The organism is Proteus terrae subsp. cibarius (assembly GCF_011045835.1).
GTDB lineage: Bacteria > Pseudomonadota > Gammaproteobacteria > Enterobacterales > Enterobacteriaceae > Proteus > Proteus cibarius.
Map to the genome: position 1 here is coordinate 3,054,514 of NZ_CP047349.1, position 18,592 is coordinate 3,073,105.

General features: G+C 36.3%; 19 protein-coding genes and 3 tRNA genes. 10 read left to right on the plus strand and 12 right to left on the minus strand.

From position 1 onward, the window contains the following. The first annotated feature begins 1 nt into the window (after position 1). Positions 2 to 826: a 2,3,4,5-tetrahydropyridine-2,6-dicarboxylate N-succinyltransferase gene (dapD, locus tag GTH25_RS14095; protein ID WP_164530681.1), complete on the plus strand. Its 825-nt coding sequence runs from the start codon at positions 2 to 4 to the stop codon at positions 824 to 826. A gap of 70 nt (positions 827 to 896) precedes the next feature. Next, complete coding sequence (locus GTH25_RS14100) at positions 897 to 1,283, plus strand: DUF3461 family protein (RefSeq protein ID WP_006535910.1); 387 nt, start codon at positions 897 to 899, stop codon at positions 1,281 to 1,283. Between the two features lie 146 nt (positions 1,284 to 1,429). Here GTH25_RS14100 and GTH25_RS14105 read toward each other — a convergent pair whose 3' ends face one another. The 7 genes from GTH25_RS14105 to syd form a co-directional block, all read right to left on the minus strand. Then, the gene (locus GTH25_RS14105) at positions 1,430 to 1,873 is read right to left on the minus strand and encodes a flavodoxin (RefSeq protein ID WP_156733991.1); all 444 of its coding nucleotides are present in this window, start codon (positions 1,871 to 1,873) and stop codon (positions 1,430 to 1,432) included. A gap of 182 nt (positions 1,874 to 2,055) precedes the next feature. Next, complete coding sequence (locus tag GTH25_RS19230; protein ID WP_238795284.1) at positions 2,056 to 2,247, minus strand: hypothetical protein; 192 nt, start codon at positions 2,245 to 2,247, stop codon at positions 2,056 to 2,058. Between the two features lie 33 nt (positions 2,248 to 2,280). Further along, positions 2,281 to 3,561, minus strand: a complete 1,281-nt coding sequence (locus GTH25_RS14110) for a hypothetical protein (protein ID WP_164530682.1) — start codon at positions 3,559 to 3,561, stop codon at positions 2,281 to 2,283. A 129-nt stretch (positions 3,562 to 3,690) separates the two neighbouring features. After that, positions 3,691 to 5,136 (minus strand): PTS glucose transporter subunit IIBC, encoded by a 1,446-nt coding sequence (gene ptsG, locus GTH25_RS14115; RefSeq protein WP_075671718.1) that lies wholly within the window; start codon positions 5,134 to 5,136, stop codon positions 3,691 to 3,693. 302 nt (positions 5,137 to 5,438) lie between these two features. After that, the gene (gene truC / locus GTH25_RS14120) at positions 5,439 to 6,203 is read right to left on the minus strand and encodes a tRNA pseudouridine(65) synthase TruC (protein WP_075671720.1); all 765 of its coding nucleotides are present in this window, start codon (positions 6,201 to 6,203) and stop codon (positions 5,439 to 5,441) included. Between the two features lie 8 nt (positions 6,204 to 6,211). After that, on the minus strand, positions 6,212 to 6,535 hold the full coding sequence (locus tag GTH25_RS14125; RefSeq protein WP_075671722.1) for a YqcC family protein: 324 nt from the start codon (positions 6,533 to 6,535) through the stop codon (positions 6,212 to 6,214). A 466-nt stretch (positions 6,536 to 7,001) separates the two neighbouring features. Next, positions 7,002 to 7,553 (minus strand): SecY-interacting protein, encoded by a 552-nt coding sequence (syd, locus tag GTH25_RS14130; RefSeq protein ID WP_109420102.1) that lies wholly within the window; start codon positions 7,551 to 7,553, stop codon positions 7,002 to 7,004. A gap of 156 nt (positions 7,554 to 7,709) precedes the next feature. On the opposite strand from syd, the gene queF reads away from it, so the two are divergent. From queF to xni, 3 genes are all read left to right on the plus strand, one after another. Next, positions 7,710 to 8,555, plus strand: a complete 846-nt coding sequence (gene queF / locus GTH25_RS14135; protein ID WP_099660192.1) for an NADPH-dependent 7-cyano-7-deazaguanine reductase QueF — start codon at positions 7,710 to 7,712, stop codon at positions 8,553 to 8,555. A 91-nt stretch (positions 8,556 to 8,646) separates the two neighbouring features. Continuing rightward, the gene (gene ppnN / locus GTH25_RS14140) at positions 8,647 to 10,014 is read left to right on the plus strand and encodes a nucleotide 5'-monophosphate nucleosidase PpnN (protein ID WP_036913815.1); all 1,368 of its coding nucleotides are present in this window, start codon (positions 8,647 to 8,649) and stop codon (positions 10,012 to 10,014) included. Between the two features lie 6 nt (positions 10,015 to 10,020). Beyond that, positions 10,021 to 10,770 (plus strand): flap endonuclease Xni, encoded by a 750-nt coding sequence (xni, locus tag GTH25_RS14145; protein ID WP_075671728.1) that lies wholly within the window; start codon positions 10,021 to 10,023, stop codon positions 10,768 to 10,770. A gap of 134 nt (positions 10,771 to 10,904) precedes the next feature. On the opposite strand, the gene rlmM is transcribed toward xni, so the two are convergent. Genes rlmM through GTH25_RS14160 form a run of 3 tightly spaced genes read right to left on the minus strand, consistent with a single transcriptional unit; the run spans position 10,905 to position 13,354 of the window. After that, entirely contained in the window at positions 10,905 to 12,002 is a 1,098-nt protein-coding gene (rlmM, locus tag GTH25_RS14150) for a 23S rRNA (cytidine(2498)-2'-O)-methyltransferase RlmM (protein WP_075671730.1), read from the minus strand. Then, the gene (locus GTH25_RS14155; RefSeq protein WP_075671732.1) at positions 11,995 to 12,390 is read right to left on the minus strand and encodes a DUF423 domain-containing protein; all 396 of its coding nucleotides are present in this window, start codon (positions 12,388 to 12,390) and stop codon (positions 11,995 to 11,997) included. Before GTH25_RS14155 ends, rlmM begins: the two co-directional genes overlap by 8 nt. Positions 12,391 to 12,433: 43 nt before the next feature. Next, positions 12,434 to 13,354, minus strand: a complete 921-nt coding sequence (locus GTH25_RS14160) for a transcriptional regulator GcvA (protein ID WP_075671734.1) — start codon at positions 13,352 to 13,354, stop codon at positions 12,434 to 12,436. Between the two features lie 661 nt (positions 13,355 to 14,015). Between GTH25_RS14160 and csdA the strand changes: the two genes are divergently transcribed. After that, positions 14,016 to 15,227: a cysteine desulfurase CsdA gene (csdA, locus tag GTH25_RS14165; RefSeq protein ID WP_099660194.1), complete on the plus strand. Its 1,212-nt coding sequence runs from the start codon at positions 14,016 to 14,018 to the stop codon at positions 15,225 to 15,227. A 5-nt stretch (positions 15,228 to 15,232) separates the two neighbouring features. Beyond that, entirely contained in the window at positions 15,233 to 15,685 is a 453-nt protein-coding gene (gene csdE / locus GTH25_RS14170) for a cysteine desulfurase sulfur acceptor subunit CsdE (RefSeq protein WP_164530683.1), read from the plus strand. A gap of 113 nt (positions 15,686 to 15,798) precedes the next feature. Here the strand turns inward: csdE and tcdA are convergent, their stop codons facing one another. Beyond that, positions 15,799 to 16,635: a tRNA cyclic N6-threonylcarbamoyladenosine(37) synthase TcdA gene (gene tcdA / locus GTH25_RS14175; protein WP_099660241.1), complete on the minus strand. Its 837-nt coding sequence runs from the start codon at positions 16,633 to 16,635 to the stop codon at positions 15,799 to 15,801. Positions 16,636 to 16,745: 110 nt separating this feature from the next. Then, complete coding sequence (gene mltA / locus GTH25_RS14180; protein ID WP_075671740.1) at positions 16,746 to 17,840, minus strand: murein transglycosylase A; 1,095 nt, start codon at positions 17,838 to 17,840, stop codon at positions 16,746 to 16,748. Positions 17,841 to 18,134: 294 nt separating this feature from the next. Here mltA and GTH25_RS14185 point away from each other — a divergent pair. The 3 genes from GTH25_RS14185 to GTH25_RS14195 all read left to right on the plus strand — a co-directional run bounded on the left by GTH25_RS14185 (position 18,135) and on the right by GTH25_RS14195 (position 18,417). Continuing rightward, positions 18,135 to 18,211 (plus strand) — tRNA-Met (locus tag GTH25_RS14185). A gap of 30 nt (positions 18,212 to 18,241) precedes the next feature. Beyond that, positions 18,242 to 18,318: transfer RNA gene (locus GTH25_RS14190), tRNA-Met, on the plus strand. 22 nt (positions 18,319 to 18,340) lie between these two features. After that, a tRNA-Met gene (locus GTH25_RS14195) sits at positions 18,341 to 18,417 on the plus strand. Positions 18,418 to 18,592 lie beyond the last annotated feature (175 nt).

The window sequence follows — 18,592 nt, forward strand, 5'->3', positions numbered from 1 at the left end:
GATGCAAGCATTACAATCTATTATTGATAACGCCTTCGAACATCGTGCAGATATCACTCCAAACAATGTTGAGCCTCATATTCGAGATGCCATTAATAACGTTATTGCACTGCTAGACAGCGGAAAACTGCGTGTCGCAGAAAAAATTGACGGTCAGTGGGTGACTCATCAATGGTTAAAAAAAGCGGTTCTACTCTCTTTTCGTATTAATCACAATCAAGTGATAGATGGCAGTGAAAGTCGCTATTTTGACAAAGTGCCTATGAAGTTCGCTGATTATGACCAAGCTCGTTTTGAAAAAGAAGGTTTTCGTGTTGTTCCCCCTGCAGCGGTTAGACAAGGGGCTTACATCGCCCACAATACTGTATTAATGCCATCTTATGTCAACATTGGTGCTTACGTCGATGAAGGTAGTATGGTTGATACATGGGCAACGGTAGGTTCATGTGCTCAAATCGGTAAAAATGTCCATCTCTCTGGCGGTGTTGGTATTGGTGGCGTTTTAGAACCGCTACAAGCAAATCCAACCATTATTGAAGATAACTGCTTTATTGGTGCTCGCTCTGAAATTGTTGAGGGTGTGATTGTCGAAGAAGGCGCTGTTATTTCAATGGGTGTTTATATTGGTCAAAGTACCAAAATTTATGACAGAGAAACAGGCGAAGTGCATTATGGCCGAGTTCCTGCCGGCTCTGTTGTTGTATCAGGTAATTTACCTTCGAAAGATGGAAGCTATAGCCTTTACTGTGCCGTTATCGTGAAAAAAGTTGATGCTAAAACACGTGGAAAAGTAGGTATTAATGAATTGTTAAGAACTATCGACTAATATAAGAACAGCGGATAGAATTCATTCTGTTCGCTATTCTTTCACTCATCTTTCTATCAGGTGCCAATATATGTACGATAATTTAAAAAATTTAGGGATCCCGCATCCTGAAGATATTGACCGCTATACCCTGCGCCAAGAAGCTAACAACGATATTTTAAAAATCTATTTTCGCAAAGATAAAGGTGAATTCTTTGCAAAAAGCGTAAAATTTAAATACCCACGCCAACGTAAAACGATTTCTGATGGTCAATCAGGACAAGGTTTTAAAGAAGTAAATGAAATCAATACTAACTTACGTTATGTTATTGAAGAATTAGATCAAATTTGCCAACAAGACCAAGTAGAAGTCGATTTAAAGCATAAAATCCTAGATGACTTACGCCACCTTGAGCATGTTGTAGCAAATAAAATTGCTGAAATTGAAGCTGACTTAGAAAAGCTGACTCGCCGTTAATAACATGTAATTTTAGCTAATATGCATGTTAGTGCTATAAAACACACCGCTTACTTACTGTATAAAGCAGAAACAAGCGGTGTTTTTAAAATCAAAAATATTATTCATTATTCTGTTAACCAACTAATTATTGGATTATTTTCTATTTAATCTAATAGGTTAACCCAATTTTCAAGCCAATCTATCGCAAATACTTCAGGCTCTGCAACATCCATACCATCTATTTTCAATATTTCACCGATACGTTTTGCTTGGTGCTCTTGTAACAATTCATCAAATTTCATCCCCGCACCACAAAAATGGTCATAACTACTGTCACCTAAAGCAATTAAGCCGTAACTTAAGTGTGGCTGATGCCCCAGATTATCACGCAGTTTATGAAATAGAGGAGCAATAGTATCAGGTAGATCACCTTGCCCAGTACTTGAGGTTATTACAAGTACTATCGAATATTTTTCCCAATCCGTAAGAGTACCTTCTTCATAAACATTAGCTTGATGATTATGCTCAAGTAAAATACGTTGAGCCTCTTCAGCAACCGCTAATGAATTTCCGTAAACTGTACCTACAAAAATACCGATTTTAGCCATAATGATTACCTATTTTATGCGGTTTAAAATTCAATAAACTTAGTTTTCCTAACATATAGAAATTTAATCTTTATCTCAAGCTTCAGTATCTTTAATTACTTAATCTCATCATCAAACCCATTAGAATTAATAAAATATTTATTATTAATAACATCTTAGTTATCAATAACTCCTTTATGCCCTTATTTAACAATCAGCATATTAAAAATTTTATTCCATTCTTTTCTTTCTTTTGAAAAAAACCAAAGAATATCATCTTTAGGTTTTGATTCTTTTAAAGTTTTTGTTATTAGTTTATTAGCCCACTCGGGTAGTTTTCTATTTTTAAAATCATCGCTATTCAATATGACATTTAAATTCTCGTGCATTAGCATTATATTATCATGCGCTTTATTATTGATATCTAGTCATTTTTGATATGATTTAGGAAAAAGAAATTTATATGCTTTAGAAAAAAAACCATTATAACTCTCTCGAACATTATTATTAGCACAAAGTACTAAAGCTATTTTATTAATATCCAATAAAATATTTTCTTTTGGTATTTCATTATTAATCCCAGCAGGGTATTTTTTCAATTTATTATCTAAACTTTTTAACAGTGAAATTTGTCTACCATTAACCGATTCAAAAAAAATAAAATATTCATTTTTTATACACTTTATTTTTTCCAAACTAGATTTTAATTCTTTTAATTTATCAATCCCATTTATTTCTTTAGTCGAATTTAATCTACTAATAATAATTATCTCATTATTAAATTCCGTTTCCTTTTCACTTAATATATCAAGATTTATTTTAGATAGATCATTATATTCTAATAGATCAACAAGTTTATTTTCTGCTAAGGTTGTATCAATTGTTTTTTTCTTATTAATTATTATTTTAGAAGATAACTCACTTTCAATTAATTTAATTTCACCTTGAATATTTTCAATTTCACATTGAATTTTTTCAGTTTTTTTAATTTTGTTTTCAAATATATTAAAATTCGAAAGTGGGGTCGAAAGTGGAATATCAACCTCACTATTATCCTCCTGATTGCCTTTTATTTCCTCTTCTATTTTCATAATAGATATATTAAATCCATAAAAACCAACATTATTATTTTCAAATGAAAATAAATTAAAAAACTTATTCCCTTTATTACTCTTATTGTCTAAATTATCATTAATATCATCTAATTTGTAAAACTCACCATTATTATTTATAAAACTATTTATAATTGGATTTTTATCATTAAAAACCACATCATTAAAAGAACTCGTATTATAAATACCTTTTTTCATTTTAGTAAAAAAACTTTCCTTTTTTTTATAAGAAAGTAATCCATTAAATATCTTTTTTATATCACAAACATCATTAATTTTTTTCACACTAATTATTTTATCTTTATTATCAAAAAAAGCCTCAACCCTCCCAGAAATAATCCTATCATTTAGTTTTTTTAGATGTTCTTTATTTTCACCATGATTAGTATATTTATCAATTGAATTGTCTAATTCTTTTTTTATATTACTTAATAAGAACTTTTTATCTTTATTAGCAATAAAAATATTATCATTTCCTTTGTTAAAAAAAAGTGAAACACTATTTTTATCGAACTCAATACTCTCTTTATTTGTTTTATCATTTATATCTGTTATGGATAATAAAAAACCTCTGTGACTATTTATGAAGGTAGGCATGATATCTCTCCACTCTGTTTAATACTTAACAGAATGTCATAGCCAGCATCAATATTATTGCAATAAAAAAGCACTCCCTATTTTAATATGGGAGTGCTTTATGATTTAATATTACAATCAATAAGTTATTTATTCAGCACTATCCAAAGACCTTATATATTCATCCATTTCAGTTTTTAGATTATCTGACTTAGGGCCAAAAATGGCTTGAATACCCGATCCAACGACCACTACACCAGCAGCACCTAATCTTTTCAACTCATCACGATCGACTTTTTCAATTTCTTTAACACCAATACGTAAACGAGTAATACAAGCATCCAAACTACTGATATTGTCTTTACCACCAAATGCAACGACTAAAGATTGCCCCATAGCACTTTTATCTGCTTGTTTCGCGTTTTTATCTTCCACTTCTCTACCTGGTGTTTTCAGGTTTAGTTTCACGATTAAGAAACGGAAAATAGAGTAATATGTTATCGCATAAAGTATGCCAATAATTGGGAACAGATACAGTTTACTGCTGTTGCCACTTAATACGATAAAGTCAATTAAGCCATGAGAGAAACTTGTACCATCACGCATACCTAACAAAATACAAATAACAAATGCTAAGCCAGCTAAAATAGCGTGAATAACATAAAGAATAGGAGCAACGAACATAAATGAGAATTCGATAGGTTCAGTGATCCCTGTTAAAAAGGCAGTTAATGCCGCAGAAATCATAATACCACCCACTTTTACACGATTCTCAGGGCGTGCTGAATGCCAAATCGCAATAGCTGCAGCAGGTAAACCAAACATCTTAAATAGAAAACCACCTGATAACATACCTGCAGTTGGGTCACCAGCCATATAGCGAGGAATATCGCCGTGGAAGACTTGTCCTGCACTATTTACATATTCACCCACTTGCATTTGGAACGGCACGTTCCAAATATGGTGTAAACCAAATGGCACTAACGCTCGCTCTACAACACCATAAATACCAAAAGCAACAGCAGGATTTTGATATGCAGCCCACTCAGAAAAACGTTGAATTGCTGTACCAATAGGAGGCCAAATAAAGGCTAAAATAATCCCAACAAAAATAGCGATTAAGCCAGAAATAATAGGAACAAAACGTTTTCCTGCAAAAAAGCCCAAATACTCAGGCAATTTAATTCGATAAAAACGGTTAAACATCGAAGCGGCAATAATACCCGCAATGATCCCCCCTAATACCCCTGTATCAGTAAGATGTTGAGCCTCAATTTCTGCTGGAGTTAAACCTAAAACCCAAGGAGCAACTACAATCATGGTTTTAGACATGATACCGTAAGCAACTACAGAGGCCAGCGCTGATACCCCGTCATTATTGGTAAAACCTAACGCAACACCAATAGCAAAAATAAGTGGCATATTAGAGAAAACCGAACCACCAGCCTCTGCCATAACTTGGGAAACAGAAGATGGGATCCATGAAAGATCAGCAGAACCAACCCCTAATAAAATACCGGCAATAGGCAGTACGGATACCGGTAACATCAAGGACTTTCCGATTTTTTGTAAAACAACAAATAGGTTTTTAAACATCGAGCAGACTCCCGGAATGTGGGTTTTTATATGTTGTAAGTTTTTATTTGTTTAAAGTAGTGTGGGTTTTATTTCATAAACTTATCTAATGATAAGGCTTATTTATTTTACATCATAAAATAAATCGCTTGATGAATACATGATAGCTGTCACGTTTCAAAACATGTGATCAGATCAATTAATAGAATTATATATTTTACAAATAGTTAAAATAAACTACAAATTTGCGCAAACTATCAAGACTTAAGTAAAAAAGCCTTGATAGTCACAAAATGAAATCAATAATTAAAATAAGAAAGGAACTAAAAATGATGAGCTAAATCTTCACCATACTGCTCTAATTCAGGTCTTAATCCACGCCAACCAAATTGATTAATAAGATGTTGCCAAGGCAGATCCCATTTAGCTGTTAAGTTAAGTGGTTGCAATGTAATTGGATGAATTAAGTTTAGATGGCTTGCATGTAACATCAAGCGATGAGATTGAAAATGATTTACAACACCACGATTTTGACGCAAATCACCATGAGCGGTATCACCAATAATTGGGTGTCGAATATGAGACATATGGCGACGTAATTGATGCTTGCGACCCGTTTCAGGACGTAGTTCTAATAGACTAAATCGAGATGTTGGGTAGCGTCCAATTGCAACCTCTTTTTCAACCGTTCCTAATGGTTGGCAGTGAGTTACACAATCTTGAATTTGTGGTGGTTTAGTTGCAAATTTATCTGCAATTTTATCGAGTTCTTCCACTAAAGGGCTATCTATAACAGATGCCTCTTCAACGTATCCTCGAACAACAGCATGATAAATTTTTTCTGTTTTATGTTGTTCAAAAGATTGAGAAAGTACTCTAGCAACATCAGAAGAAAGTGCCATTAATAGAACACCTGAAGTAGGCCTATCTAGACGATGCACAGGGAAAACATGTTGCCCGATTTGATCTCTTAATGTCTGCATGACAAACACGGTTTCATGTCTATCTAACCAACTGCGGTGAACAAGCCAACCCGCAGGTTTATTCACCGCAACAAGATGTTCATCTTGATAAATAATATCTAGCATTATCGGCCTTATGATTTAAACATTGCGTCAAGTTCACGCAAATGATTGAGTAAATCAGTAACATCTCGGCTTTTATCTTCTTTAAATGCTTCTTCGTAATAAGGTGCGATTGCAAATGTATTAGGTAATGGCATTTCGCTTTTAATCATCGATGACAATCGCGGAATTAATACCCACTGCAGCCATTCATGAGCACTCATTGTATCAATACAGAAAGGCTCAACACTTTCAAATGCTTGTTCAGTAGGAGATTCTAATTGCCATAGCTCAATGTTCTTCATCTCTTCTTCAATCAAGAGCAATTTCGCTAAAATGCGTTGTTCTGGTGTCATCATTTATCCCTTATATAAAACTTACGAATAAGGATAACATTGGGATGGAATAGCAGAAAACAAATAAAAAAATAAAAGGAGCCGAAACTCCTTTTAGACAAGAAAAATAGTTGTCTGTACAACACGTGCATCCAAGCAAGACCGTTTTTATCTATCCCTGTGATTAAGTCCGTATCCACATTAATGGAAATATCCTATTTCCTGTGTCCTTGATTACTCTACATTTTATCGGTCACCAAGCAGTCCCTTAGTTGGTGGACGTAGAATGCCAATAATTGATTAGTTAAACAACCCACAAAACAGAAACAATTAAAGAGTTATAACTATAAATAAAAACAATAAGTTAATAACTTATTGCTCTGTTTAAATAAATCAATTTTATTTTTATCAGTGACATCTTTTTGATAAAAAAACACACACTTTTTTGTAAGATATATCTCACAAGAAAAAAGGTTTATGGAGTACATCAGTCATTATATACAGCGACTAATTCTGATAGAAAAAGAGATAAATTTTCAGCTAAAACTTTTCTTTTCTTTTGGCCGAAAGTTTCAAGAATGACTTCACCGGAAACATTACACACGGAAATTATTTCATTCTCTGAATCTGTAGTGCCAATAAACAATGTAGGTGTAAGTTTTAAACGTTTTTGTGTCACTAAATGACCAATAATATTTTCTTGTAAGCGAATAAAATCTTCTTCACTCCACACTTGGATCAAGCTGAAATCTACCTCTCTAAAACGAACTTGCATATCACCAGCATACTGAGTGGTAAAGTAATCGTGCAATTCAGGGCGAATAATAATCCCCATCGCTTTTTCAACTTTTTCTAGTTTATCTGTTCCTACAAAAGGCTGTGGTAACCAGTAAACAACTTCATCTCCTGTTCTTGATATACAAATAGAAGGAACACCATAAAGATCTTCACTTGCAGGAGGTAAACCTGATTTTTCTTGCCATAAATCAACATATTTTTGCGTAAAGGCTTTTAATTCAAAGGAGATGTTTTCAGTCATGATTATCTGTTTTATCTATTTAAATAAGAATTTCCTTTATGTTACCTGATTATCCCATTAATTCAGAGCATCAAAAATAAAGCATTCATATACTATTGATGTTTCAATAGTATAATTAACCTTCTTTTATTTTCAGTTAAAGTTAGGATGTAAGTTATGTCTTTATATCAAGGTGATAAATCTCTTGAAGCATTATCTCTGGGCAAAGAGACTCAATATCATGATCAATATGATGCCGGATTATTGCAAGGTGTACCACGTAGCCTAAATCGAGATTCACTCTCTTTAACTCCTGAAAATTTACCCTTTCATGGTGGTGATATTTGGACTATGTATGAGCTCTCATGGCTTAATAGCAAAGGCCTACCACAAGTCGCTATTGGTCATGTTGAATTAGATGCAACCACTGAAAATCTTATTGAATCTAAAAGTTTTAAATTATATCTCAACAGTTTTAATCAAACTCGCTTTGAAAGTTGGGATGTCGTCGAAAAAACCTTACTTAAAGATTTAACGACTTGTGCTAAAGGCAAAGTTAATCTGACCATTTATCCACTTTCGCATTTTACATCACAACCTATTGTTGATTTTGCTGGAGAGTGTATTGATGAACAAGATATTGAAATTAATAATTATCAGTTTGATGTGCAATGGTTAAACGAATCGACAACCGATACATTAGTTGAAGAAACCCTTGTCAGCCATCTGTTAAAATCAAATTGTCTGATTACCAATCAGCCAGATTGGGGATCAGTCGCTATTCAATATAAGGGTAAAAAGATTGATCGTGAAAAACTACTGCGCTATTTAGTTTCATTTAGACAACACAATGAATTTCATGAACAGTGTGTTGAGCGAATTTTCCACGATATCATGCAATTATGTGCACCAGAAACATTAACTGTTTATGCAAGATATACGCGACGCGGTGGATTAGACATCAATCCTTGGCGTAGTAATTGTGAGTTTGTTCCAGAAATTAGTCGATTAGCCAGACAATAACGGGAATAATGCCTGTATGTTAATATGATCTGTGTTATACCAAGATCAGTTGCACTTCAGTTTGTTATTTCAGGAGAAAAAGGAGTCCTACGTGATAACTCATGTCAGCCCATTAGGTTCCATGGATCTGCTTTCACAGCTAGAAGTTGATATGCTAAAGAGAACCGCAAGCAGTGATCTTTACCAGCTGTTTCGCAATTGTTCTCTCGCTGTTCTCAACTCTGGTAGCCTTACTGATAGTAGTAAAGAACTGTTATCTAAATACCAAGATTTTGATATTAACGTACTGCGCCGTGAACGTGGCGTAAAACTAGAGTTAGTCAATCCTCCTGAAGACGCCTTTGTTGATGGAAAAATTATTCGCTCACTACAAGCTAACTTATTTGCAGTGCTTCGTGACATATTGTTTGTTCATGGACAGATCACAACAGCAAAGCGTGATCTTCACCTGAACTTAGAAAATAGCACTCATATCACTAATACTATTTTCTCGATTTTGCGCAATGCACGAGCCCTTCATATTGATGAAGATCCTAACATGATCGTTTGCTGGGGTGGGCACTCAATTAATGAAACTGAGTACCTTTACGGCAGAAAAGTTGGTAACGAATTAGGGTTACGTGAACTCAATATCTGCACAGGTTGTGGACCCGGTGCGATGGAAGCACCAATGAAAGGGGCGGCCGTTGGTCATGCTCAACAACGTTATAAAAATAGCCGTTTTATTGGTATGACTGAGCCTTCAATCATTGCAGCTGAGCCACCAAATCCATTAGTTAACGAACTGATTATTATGCCAGATATAGAAAAACGTCTGGAATCGTTTGTTCGAATTGGACACGGGATTATTATTTTCCCTGGTGGTGTAGGGACAGCAGAAGAATTGCTGTATCTGCTTGGTATTCTTATGTCACCAGAAAACCAAGATCAAGTATTACCACTGATTTTAACTGGCCCTAAAGAGAGTGCGGACTACTTTAATGTATTAGATGATTTTATCGCAAATACATTGGGTGACGAAGCTCGACGCCATTACCAAATTATTATTGATGATGCACCTGAAGTTGCTCGTATCATGAAAAAATATATGCCTTTGGTAAAAGATAATCGTCGTAGTACTGGTGATGCTTATAGCTTTAACTGGTCAATGAAGATCAATGCTGATTTACAGCTTCCTTTTGAACCAACTCATGAAAATATGGCATCACTTAACTTAAGTACCGATCAATCACCTGAAAAATTAGCGGCTGACTTACGTCGTGCATTCTCGGGTATTGTTGCAGGTAATGTAAAAGAAGTGGGTATGAAGGCGATTGAAGCTTACGGCCCTTATAAAATTCATGGTGATCGTGAAATTATGCGTCGCATGGATATTTTATTGGCGGGCTTTGTTGAGCAACATCGTATGAAACTTCCGGGCGGTACAGCTTACCAACCATGTTACGAGATTATCAGCTAATTTATTATGATACATTTGCTGATTATTGATGCTTTAAACCTGATCCGCCGCATTCATGCGGCATCAGGTTCTTCCTGCCAGACAGTGTGTGAACAGAGCGTCAACCAACTGCTTGGTCACACACAACCTACCCATGCCGTAGCAGTCTTCGATGAGGATGACAGAGACGGTAGTTGGCGACATCAGCTCTTACCTGATTATAAAGCTGGTCGCACGCCAATGCCTGATGACTTGCGACAACAATTACCTGAAATTAAAGCCATGTTGCTTAATTTAGGAATACAGAGCTGGCACTCAGGTGGAGATGAAGCAGATGACGTTGCTGCAACATTGGCAACCAAAGTTGCAGAAGCGGGTTTTCGAGTTACGATTATTTCAACGGACAAAGGTTATTGCCAACTACTTTCGCCCTCTATCCGTATACGCGATTATTTTCAGCGACGCTGGTTAGATTTAGAGTTTATTAGAGCTGAATTTGGTGTTGAACCATCTCAACTTACCGACTATTGGGGATTAACGGGTGTAAGCAGCAGTAAAGTGGCTGGTGTTCCCGGTATTGGCCCCAAAAGTGCCACTGAGCTTTTACATATTCACCCAGATCTAGAATCGCTTTATCAGCATATTGATGATGTCCCTACTAAATGGCAAAACAAACTTATCACCCATAAAGAGTCTGCTTTTATCAGCCGAAAAATCACCACATTACGTACTGATATTCAATTAAACGGTAATCTACAACAGTTACGTTTAAAATAGCTAAGTTCCCAATCATCAAATTAAGACTCAACTCACTGATATTTTTAAATAACAAGCCCATTAAAAAAGGCGAAGCTTATAGATAGAAGCTTCGCCTTTTATTGTCATCAATAAATCAATGTACTTGGGTCGTTTTAGAATTCACGATCTGGTCGATAAGCAGCCCAAATATTTTGAATATGAACCGTGATCTCTTCTCTATCATGATAAAGGTGCTTAGCTTGGATCTTAGCGTTGATCCCTTTTTCCGCTAACTCTGACTTTATTTTTTCAAGGATATGAGAAACTTCCTCATAACGTTTTTTCATTGGCAGTTTTAGGTTAAAGATAGCTTCACGACACCATTCATTAGCAATCCAAGTCGTCATTAATGCAGCAACTTTAGCTGGTTTTTCAACCATATCACAAACAAGCCATGTGATATTTTTAGATGTAGGTTCAAATTTAAAGCCATCAACTTGGTGATGACGAACTTGCCCTGTATCCATTAAAGATTGTGCCATTGGACCATTATCAACAGCATGTACCATCATGCTGCGTTTCACTAGTTGATATGTCCAACCGCCGGGGCATGCACCTAAATCGACCGCTTTCATTCCGCTTGCTAAACGCTCATCCCACTCCTCATAAGGAATGAAAATATGAAATGCTTCTTCAAGTTTTAGTGTCGAACGACTTGGTGCATCAGATGGGAATTTTAATCGAGGAATACCCATGTAAAATGCAGAATTATTGAAACTATAAGAATAGCCAACATAACAACATCCCGGTGCAATAAAAAACACATGGATAATAGGACGGCTAAAATTCTCAACTTTCAGCAAAATTTTCTCATTACGTAAATGATTACGTAATGGCACCGTAAATTTACGGCAGAATTTTAATAATTCCTTACTTTCGTTAGTGTCTGCAACTTCAACTCGCAATTCACCCGCTTTTTCAACAACACCTTTTAGCATTCCAACGATCGGTGTAATTCTATCTTCTGGCGGTAAATCTTTAAGTAATTCACCAGTCACAAACATCTGACGAGCAAAAATTAATTCACGGAAATTCACTTCACGCGCGATCTTGTCCGCGTCACCTTCTTGGTAGCATTCAAAAATCACATAACCACTTCCCTCTTTAACACGAGGGAAGCCGTAAACGCCAATTTGACCTGCTTTATCCGTAATCTCAGCCGCGCACTCTTTTTCAAAACCTTGGCGACAATATAATGCAACTTTATTCATGGCGAGACGCCGGTGCCCTTAGACGCAAAGCGCCAATAAAAATTAAAGCCCAACCAATAAGAAAACTAAATCCACCAATTGGCGTAAAATAAGATAATAATCTAACTTGTGTTAGCGCCATACAATAAAGGCTACCACTAAAAAGTAGAATACCAACACCAAAGAAAATACCTGCCCAATAAAACCATAAAATGGTTTTACGCATTAACATTGCCGCGATCCCGACAAGTAATAAGGTATGGACGATTTGGTAGCGCATCGCTAACTGAATGTAATCCCAATGTTGTGGCGATAAATGAGGTGCTAGCTTATGGGTTGCAAATGCACCAAAAGCAACATAAAAGAAGCCACTAATCGCGGAAAACATAAGCAATGTACGACTATTCACTGTTTATTCCTTCCTATCTAGGAGATATTTGCTAATTGCAATATTAAGATGATGTCAATAAACCCAGCTTTTCTTGCTCATTCGCTGCTTGAGATAAAATCCATTGACGAAAAGCCGCAATTTTACCCAATTCAGCCTGACTATCTTGGCAAACTAAATAAAATGCATTTTTACTAACAAGGACATCTGAAAAAGGTCTTACTAATCGGCCTGATTCTATTTCACTACGAGCCATTACATTATTAACTAATGCAACACCTTGTCCATGTACAGCAGCCTGTATCACCATTGAACTATGGCTAAAAATAGGTCCTTGTTGCACATTTATCTGATTTTGTATCTCTAATTGACGTACATAAGCTTGCCAATCTCGACGAGATGTATCATGTAGCAGTGTATGATAAATCAGATCGGATGGGGTTTTTAGTGGTTTTTCACCTGTAAGTAAAGATGGCGCACAAACAGGGATTAAATATTCTGCATAAAGACGGTCTGTACGTAACCCAGTCCAATTTCCTCGACCATAAAAAATAGCCACATCAACATCATCAGCCAGCTTATCTTCTTCTCTATCAACAGCCTGAATTCGCACATCAATCCCCGGATAAGCTTGGTTAAATCCGGATAACCGCGGTACTAACCATTGAATAGCAAAACTTGGAGAAAGGCTAACGGTAAGAGCGCCTTTCGCGCTTCGAGCTAATAATTTACGAGTTGCCTCATTAATTGATGAAAAGATTTCTTTAATGTCGAGGTAATAACTTTGCCCCTCTTCTGTTAATAAGAGAGAGCGATTGCGCCTTCTAAATAATTTTAGCCCAAGAAATTCTTCTAATGTTTTAATTTGGTGGCTCACTGCTGCTTGTGTCACAAATAATTCTTCAGCGGCTTTAGTAAAACTTAAATGACGTGCCGCTGAATCAAAAACCCTAAGCGCATTTAATGGCGGTAAACGTTTAGACATATTCGGTTCTTAAACCCCTATTTTGGCTATTAGTAGACCCTAACTTTCATCATTAGTTTTTTTTATGCGAAGCATTATAAATTGTCCCTTGATGATTAGCCAGTAAATACCTATAGTAAGCGCACTTCCTAAGCCGGAACGAAAAGTTGTGTAGTAGTAATACTGCAAAACTTTTGGCTTTGTGGTTGTGATGTTGTGTTTGCAAGTTGTCTGGAAATTCCAGACTTAGTAGCTGATGCTACTGTTTTTTTTCACTTCCTGTACATTTACCCTGTCTGTCCATAGTGATTTTATAGTGCACCGCCAAGGCGGTGCTTTTTTTATTCCCTATTTTTCTCTACTTTTTAATTACTCACACATACTGTTTTAATGTTTTCATCCATTTTTTATAATAAAATTATCAACATTATTCTAAAAAAACTCACCATAAATTATCCTAAATATATTTAAACAAGAAAAAATAGAATATTAATCTGATCTCAGTGATTTTTATTGAGTGAACTTTCACCATCTTAATCGTGTTATTATAGACACAATGAGCCAGAACAAACGGATGCTCCTAGGTTTCCGTTATAAATAAATATAATTAACCGTATAATCTATACACCCTATTTTAACGACAAATCGCGAAAATTTATTCGTCTACCAATACAGCCTAACTATGAACGTATTTTCACCTGATTTATTTCGACAACAATTTCCTGCTCTTAAAGAAAAGACTATTTATCTTGATAGTGCAGCGACTGCATTAAAGCCTCTTGCTATGATAGAAGCCTCAGATGCATTTTATCGCTATAATTTTGCGACAGTTCACCGTAGCCAATATCAACATGCTAAAAAAACAACACAACAATATGAGGCGACGCGTCAACAAGTTGCTGAGTTAATCAATAGTACTGATAGTGATACGATTATTTGGACAAAAAGCACCACAGAATCACTCAACTTTATTGCTCAAGGCTATTTTCGTCCACGCTTGCAAGCAGGCGATGAAATAATTGTTAGTGAGCAAGAGCATCATGCAAACCTTATACCTTGGTTGATACTGGCAGAACAGACAGGCGCACGGGTGATCCGCTGGGCAATAGAGGATAATTTTTTACCTTCAATTGATAGCTTAAATGCTTTAATCAATAAACGGACACGAATTGTCGCTGTTAGCCAAATGTCGAATGTAACAGGCGCTCAAATCGCATTAGATAAAGTGTCTCATTGTGTTCATCAATATGATAATTGCTTACTGGTTGTCGATGGTGCACAAGGTATTGTTCATCACCCGACAGATGTCACGGCACTCAATATCGACTTCTATGTTTTTTCTGCTCATAAACTTTATGGCCCTAATGGATTAGGTATTTGTTATGGTAAACGTGAACTTTTAGAAACGATGGCACCTTGGCATGGTGGTGGAAAAATGCTAACTAACGCAACATTTGATGGCTTTACTCCAGCTCCTATCCCTCAGCGTTTTGAAGCTGGGACTCCTAATATCGCAGGTGTTATTGCATTTTCAGCGACATTAGCATGGTTAGAAAAACAAGATATGCATCATGCTAACCAATATACCCTTGAGCTTGCAGATGAAGCAGAGAAGCGCCTCAGTGAGCTAAATGGGTTTATCAGTTACCGAGCAGCTAACTCATCGGTTGTTTCTTTCAATTTCGAAGGTGTTCATCATAGTGATTTAGCCACACTAATCGCAGAGAAAGATATTGCATTACGCACAGGGCAACACTGCGCTCAACCTCTTATTGATTCATTAAATATTTCAGGTTGTTTACGCATTTCTTTTATGCCTTATAATCAACACGCTGATATCGATGCTTTTATTAATGCCGTTAAATTTGCTCTATCACTCTTAAAAGATGAATAATTGAAATGAATAACAACACACCTCTGCTTGCAACTCAGCACCCATTTGGTCATGAAATTACCTTGGCAATCTTGCTTGAAGATTTTCAAAAATCAAAAGCATGGGAAGATAAATACCGTCAATTAATTCAACTCTCGCGTAAATTACCTGCATTACCTGATGAATTAAAAATAACAGAAAAAGAGATCAAAGGTTGTGAAAATAGAGTGTGGCTTGGTGTCGAATTAAATAATAACGGCAAATACCATGTTTATGGTGATAGTGATGGTCGCATTGTAAAAGGCTTACTGACTATTATTTTAGCTACTGTTGAAAATAAAACGGCGCAAGAAATAGCAGATATCGATATGTTAGCGATTTTTGGTCAATTAGGATTGGCTAATCACATTAGCCAATCTCGCACTGACGGAGTGAATGCGATTATCGCACGGCTAAAATCACTCACCTCTCAATCATAACCTTAGCTGAGACTCAAAATCTCAATATATACTAAAAATATATACTCTAAATAATTCAAGTCACAGCTAGGTGACAAGTGAATGAATCGCTAGGAGCATACATAAGTATGTGACTAGTGCGAATGAACGCTGTGGCTTGAAGTATCATGAGTACGTTGAGCTTTCGCTAGCATCTTCTTCAACGCATGAGATACCGCAATAAAACCAAACGACGCCGTTACCATCGTTACTGCACCAAATCCCGCAGAGCAATCCATGCGTTTTACACCATCTGCCGTACTTTTTGCCGCGCAAACCGTACCATCACCTTGTGGGTAAACCAGTTGTTCTGTTGAAAAAACACAATCTATTCCTAATTTTCCTTTACTATTTTTTACGACATTAAAATCAGATTTCAAACGCTCTCTTAGTTTAGCAGCTAAAGGATCTTGAATTGTTTTAGCTAAATCAACCACTTGAATTTGTGTTGGATCGATTTGCCCTCCAGCACCACCTGTTGTGATCACTGGAATTTTATAACGACGACAATAAGCTAATAACGCAGCTTTTGGTCTTACACTATCAATTGCATCGATGACATAGTCAAAGTTGTTATTCATCATTTCAGCGACATTATCCACCGTGACAAAATCATCAACACTAGTCACTTTGCATTCTGGGTTAATTTCTAAAATACGCTGTTTCATCACTTCACATTTTGGTTGACCTACACTCTCTTTCAGCGCATGTATTTGCCGATTAGTGTTAGTCACACACACATCATCCATATCAATTAAGGTGATAGCACCAATACCACTGCGAGCTAGTGCTTCAGCAGCCCAACTGCCGACACCACCTATACCCACGACACAGATATGAGCCTGAGCAAAACAAGACAACGCTTTTTGCCCATAGAGTCGCCCTATTCCAGAAAAGCGTTGTAAATATGAATCTGATAATGAATTTTGCATAATGCGATAACAACCTAAATAACAGAAATAATCATGGCTATTAATATCAATAGCCATGTCGTTTGCATAATTTTACCGTTAATAACGAACAGATAAAGAGTAAATCGTTTTTATAACGAAGGGTTTAATGAGTTAAGCTGTGATTTTTTTAATACCCAAACACGTCCATAATGATTATAAAAACCTGCCATATGACCGGCATCTTTACCAATTCCATGATAAATATCGAAATGGTGCCCTTTAATTGCACCACCTACATCTAATGCCACCATTAAACGCATTTGATATTCACCTGTAAAATTACCTGCATTATCAAGTACAGGAATTTCAGCCAGTAACACCGTTCCTGCTGGAATAATACTTCTATCTGAAGCCACAGAGGCAAGTGCAACAAGTGGGATAGCACTAGCACCTCTAACGGGTGTAAAAGGCTCTGGTTTGAAAAAAACAAATGACGGGTTTTCTTCTAATAATTTCCTTACTTCAGCATCATTGTGCTTATCAGCCCAATCTCTAATAGCGAGCATAGACATATCTTTTCTTTCTACTTCACCATTATCAATAAGCACTTTTCCAATACTACGGTAAGGATGCCCGTTTTTCCCTGCATAACCAAAGAAAGTTAAAGGTTTACCATCACCAAAATCAACATAGCCGCTTCCCTGAACTTCCATCATAAAATTATCCATAATCGAGTTACTGTAAGCTGCAATTAAAGATTGGCTTAATGCACCATTATAAATAGCAGCACGGGAAGGCAATTTTGAACGACTGTTTGCTGGCATTTTATAAAGAGGATATTGAAACTCACCTTGTGGCGTTAAACGAGCTTCAAGAACAGGAGTGTAATATCCCGTAAATTGAACATTTCCGTACTTATCAACCCCTTCCATTTGAAATGCAGAAATATTGAATCGACGTAATTGGCGTGTATCTGCACCAGAGCGTATCCAATTTTCGACCGCCTGATAAGTCTCTTTATTGCTATTATACAAACGAGATGATGTTTGGTTTATCTGACTTACTTGTTGTAAGTAATCAGGGCCATTAATAGGTGTACCTTGTGTATTTGGCGAACTTACCTCAATAAGATCTTGCTTAAGCTTTCCATCTTTATACTGTTGCCCTTGCTCTGTTGGACGATGACATCCAGTCAAGGCAAGCGCTAACATACCTAAAATTAACGATTTTCGCCAAGTAACCATTTTTGACCCACTTAATGACTAAATTTGAGTATTGATTTTGACTTAGAAAGATACCAAAGCAAAATCAATAAAGATATGAATATACCGATTGCTAAAGGTTTTCTATTATCACCCAATCAATATGACTTTTAAACATCAAGTATATATTCTAAATACCTTGAAGTAGGACGTGTATAACTGCCTAAATTTACACCTTGATGTGTTATTTCTGACCGTTTTTAAAAGAAAACTGTAAAAATTTCATAAAAAACTTGCAACTCGGCAGATCCTGAGTATAGTGCCCCTCTGTGGAGACGCGGGGTGGAGCAGCTTGGTAGCTCGTCGGGCTCATAACCCGAAGGTCGTCAGTTCAAATCTGGCCCCCGCAACCAATTCACAAAGCAGTAAGTTATAGTATCAGTCGCGGGATGGAGCAGCATGGTAGCTCGTCGGGCTCATAACCCGAAGGTCGTTGGTTCAAATCCAGCTCCCGCAACCAATTCTATAAACAACAATTCAGTCGCGGGATGGAGCAGCATGGTAGCTCGTCGGGCTCATAACCCGAAGGTCGTTGGTTCAAATCCAGCTCCCGCAACCAATTTCTCTTCAAGATTTCCTCTTATTTTTACTTTCTCTCTTAATTCACAAACCTAATCGTATCAATCATAGATTTATTACATTAAATTTCTGTTATCTCAATAACGCATTGTATTAGATAGATTTATTGTGCTGAAAATGCAATAAGAGACTCCAATAGAAAGCGAATGATCTTG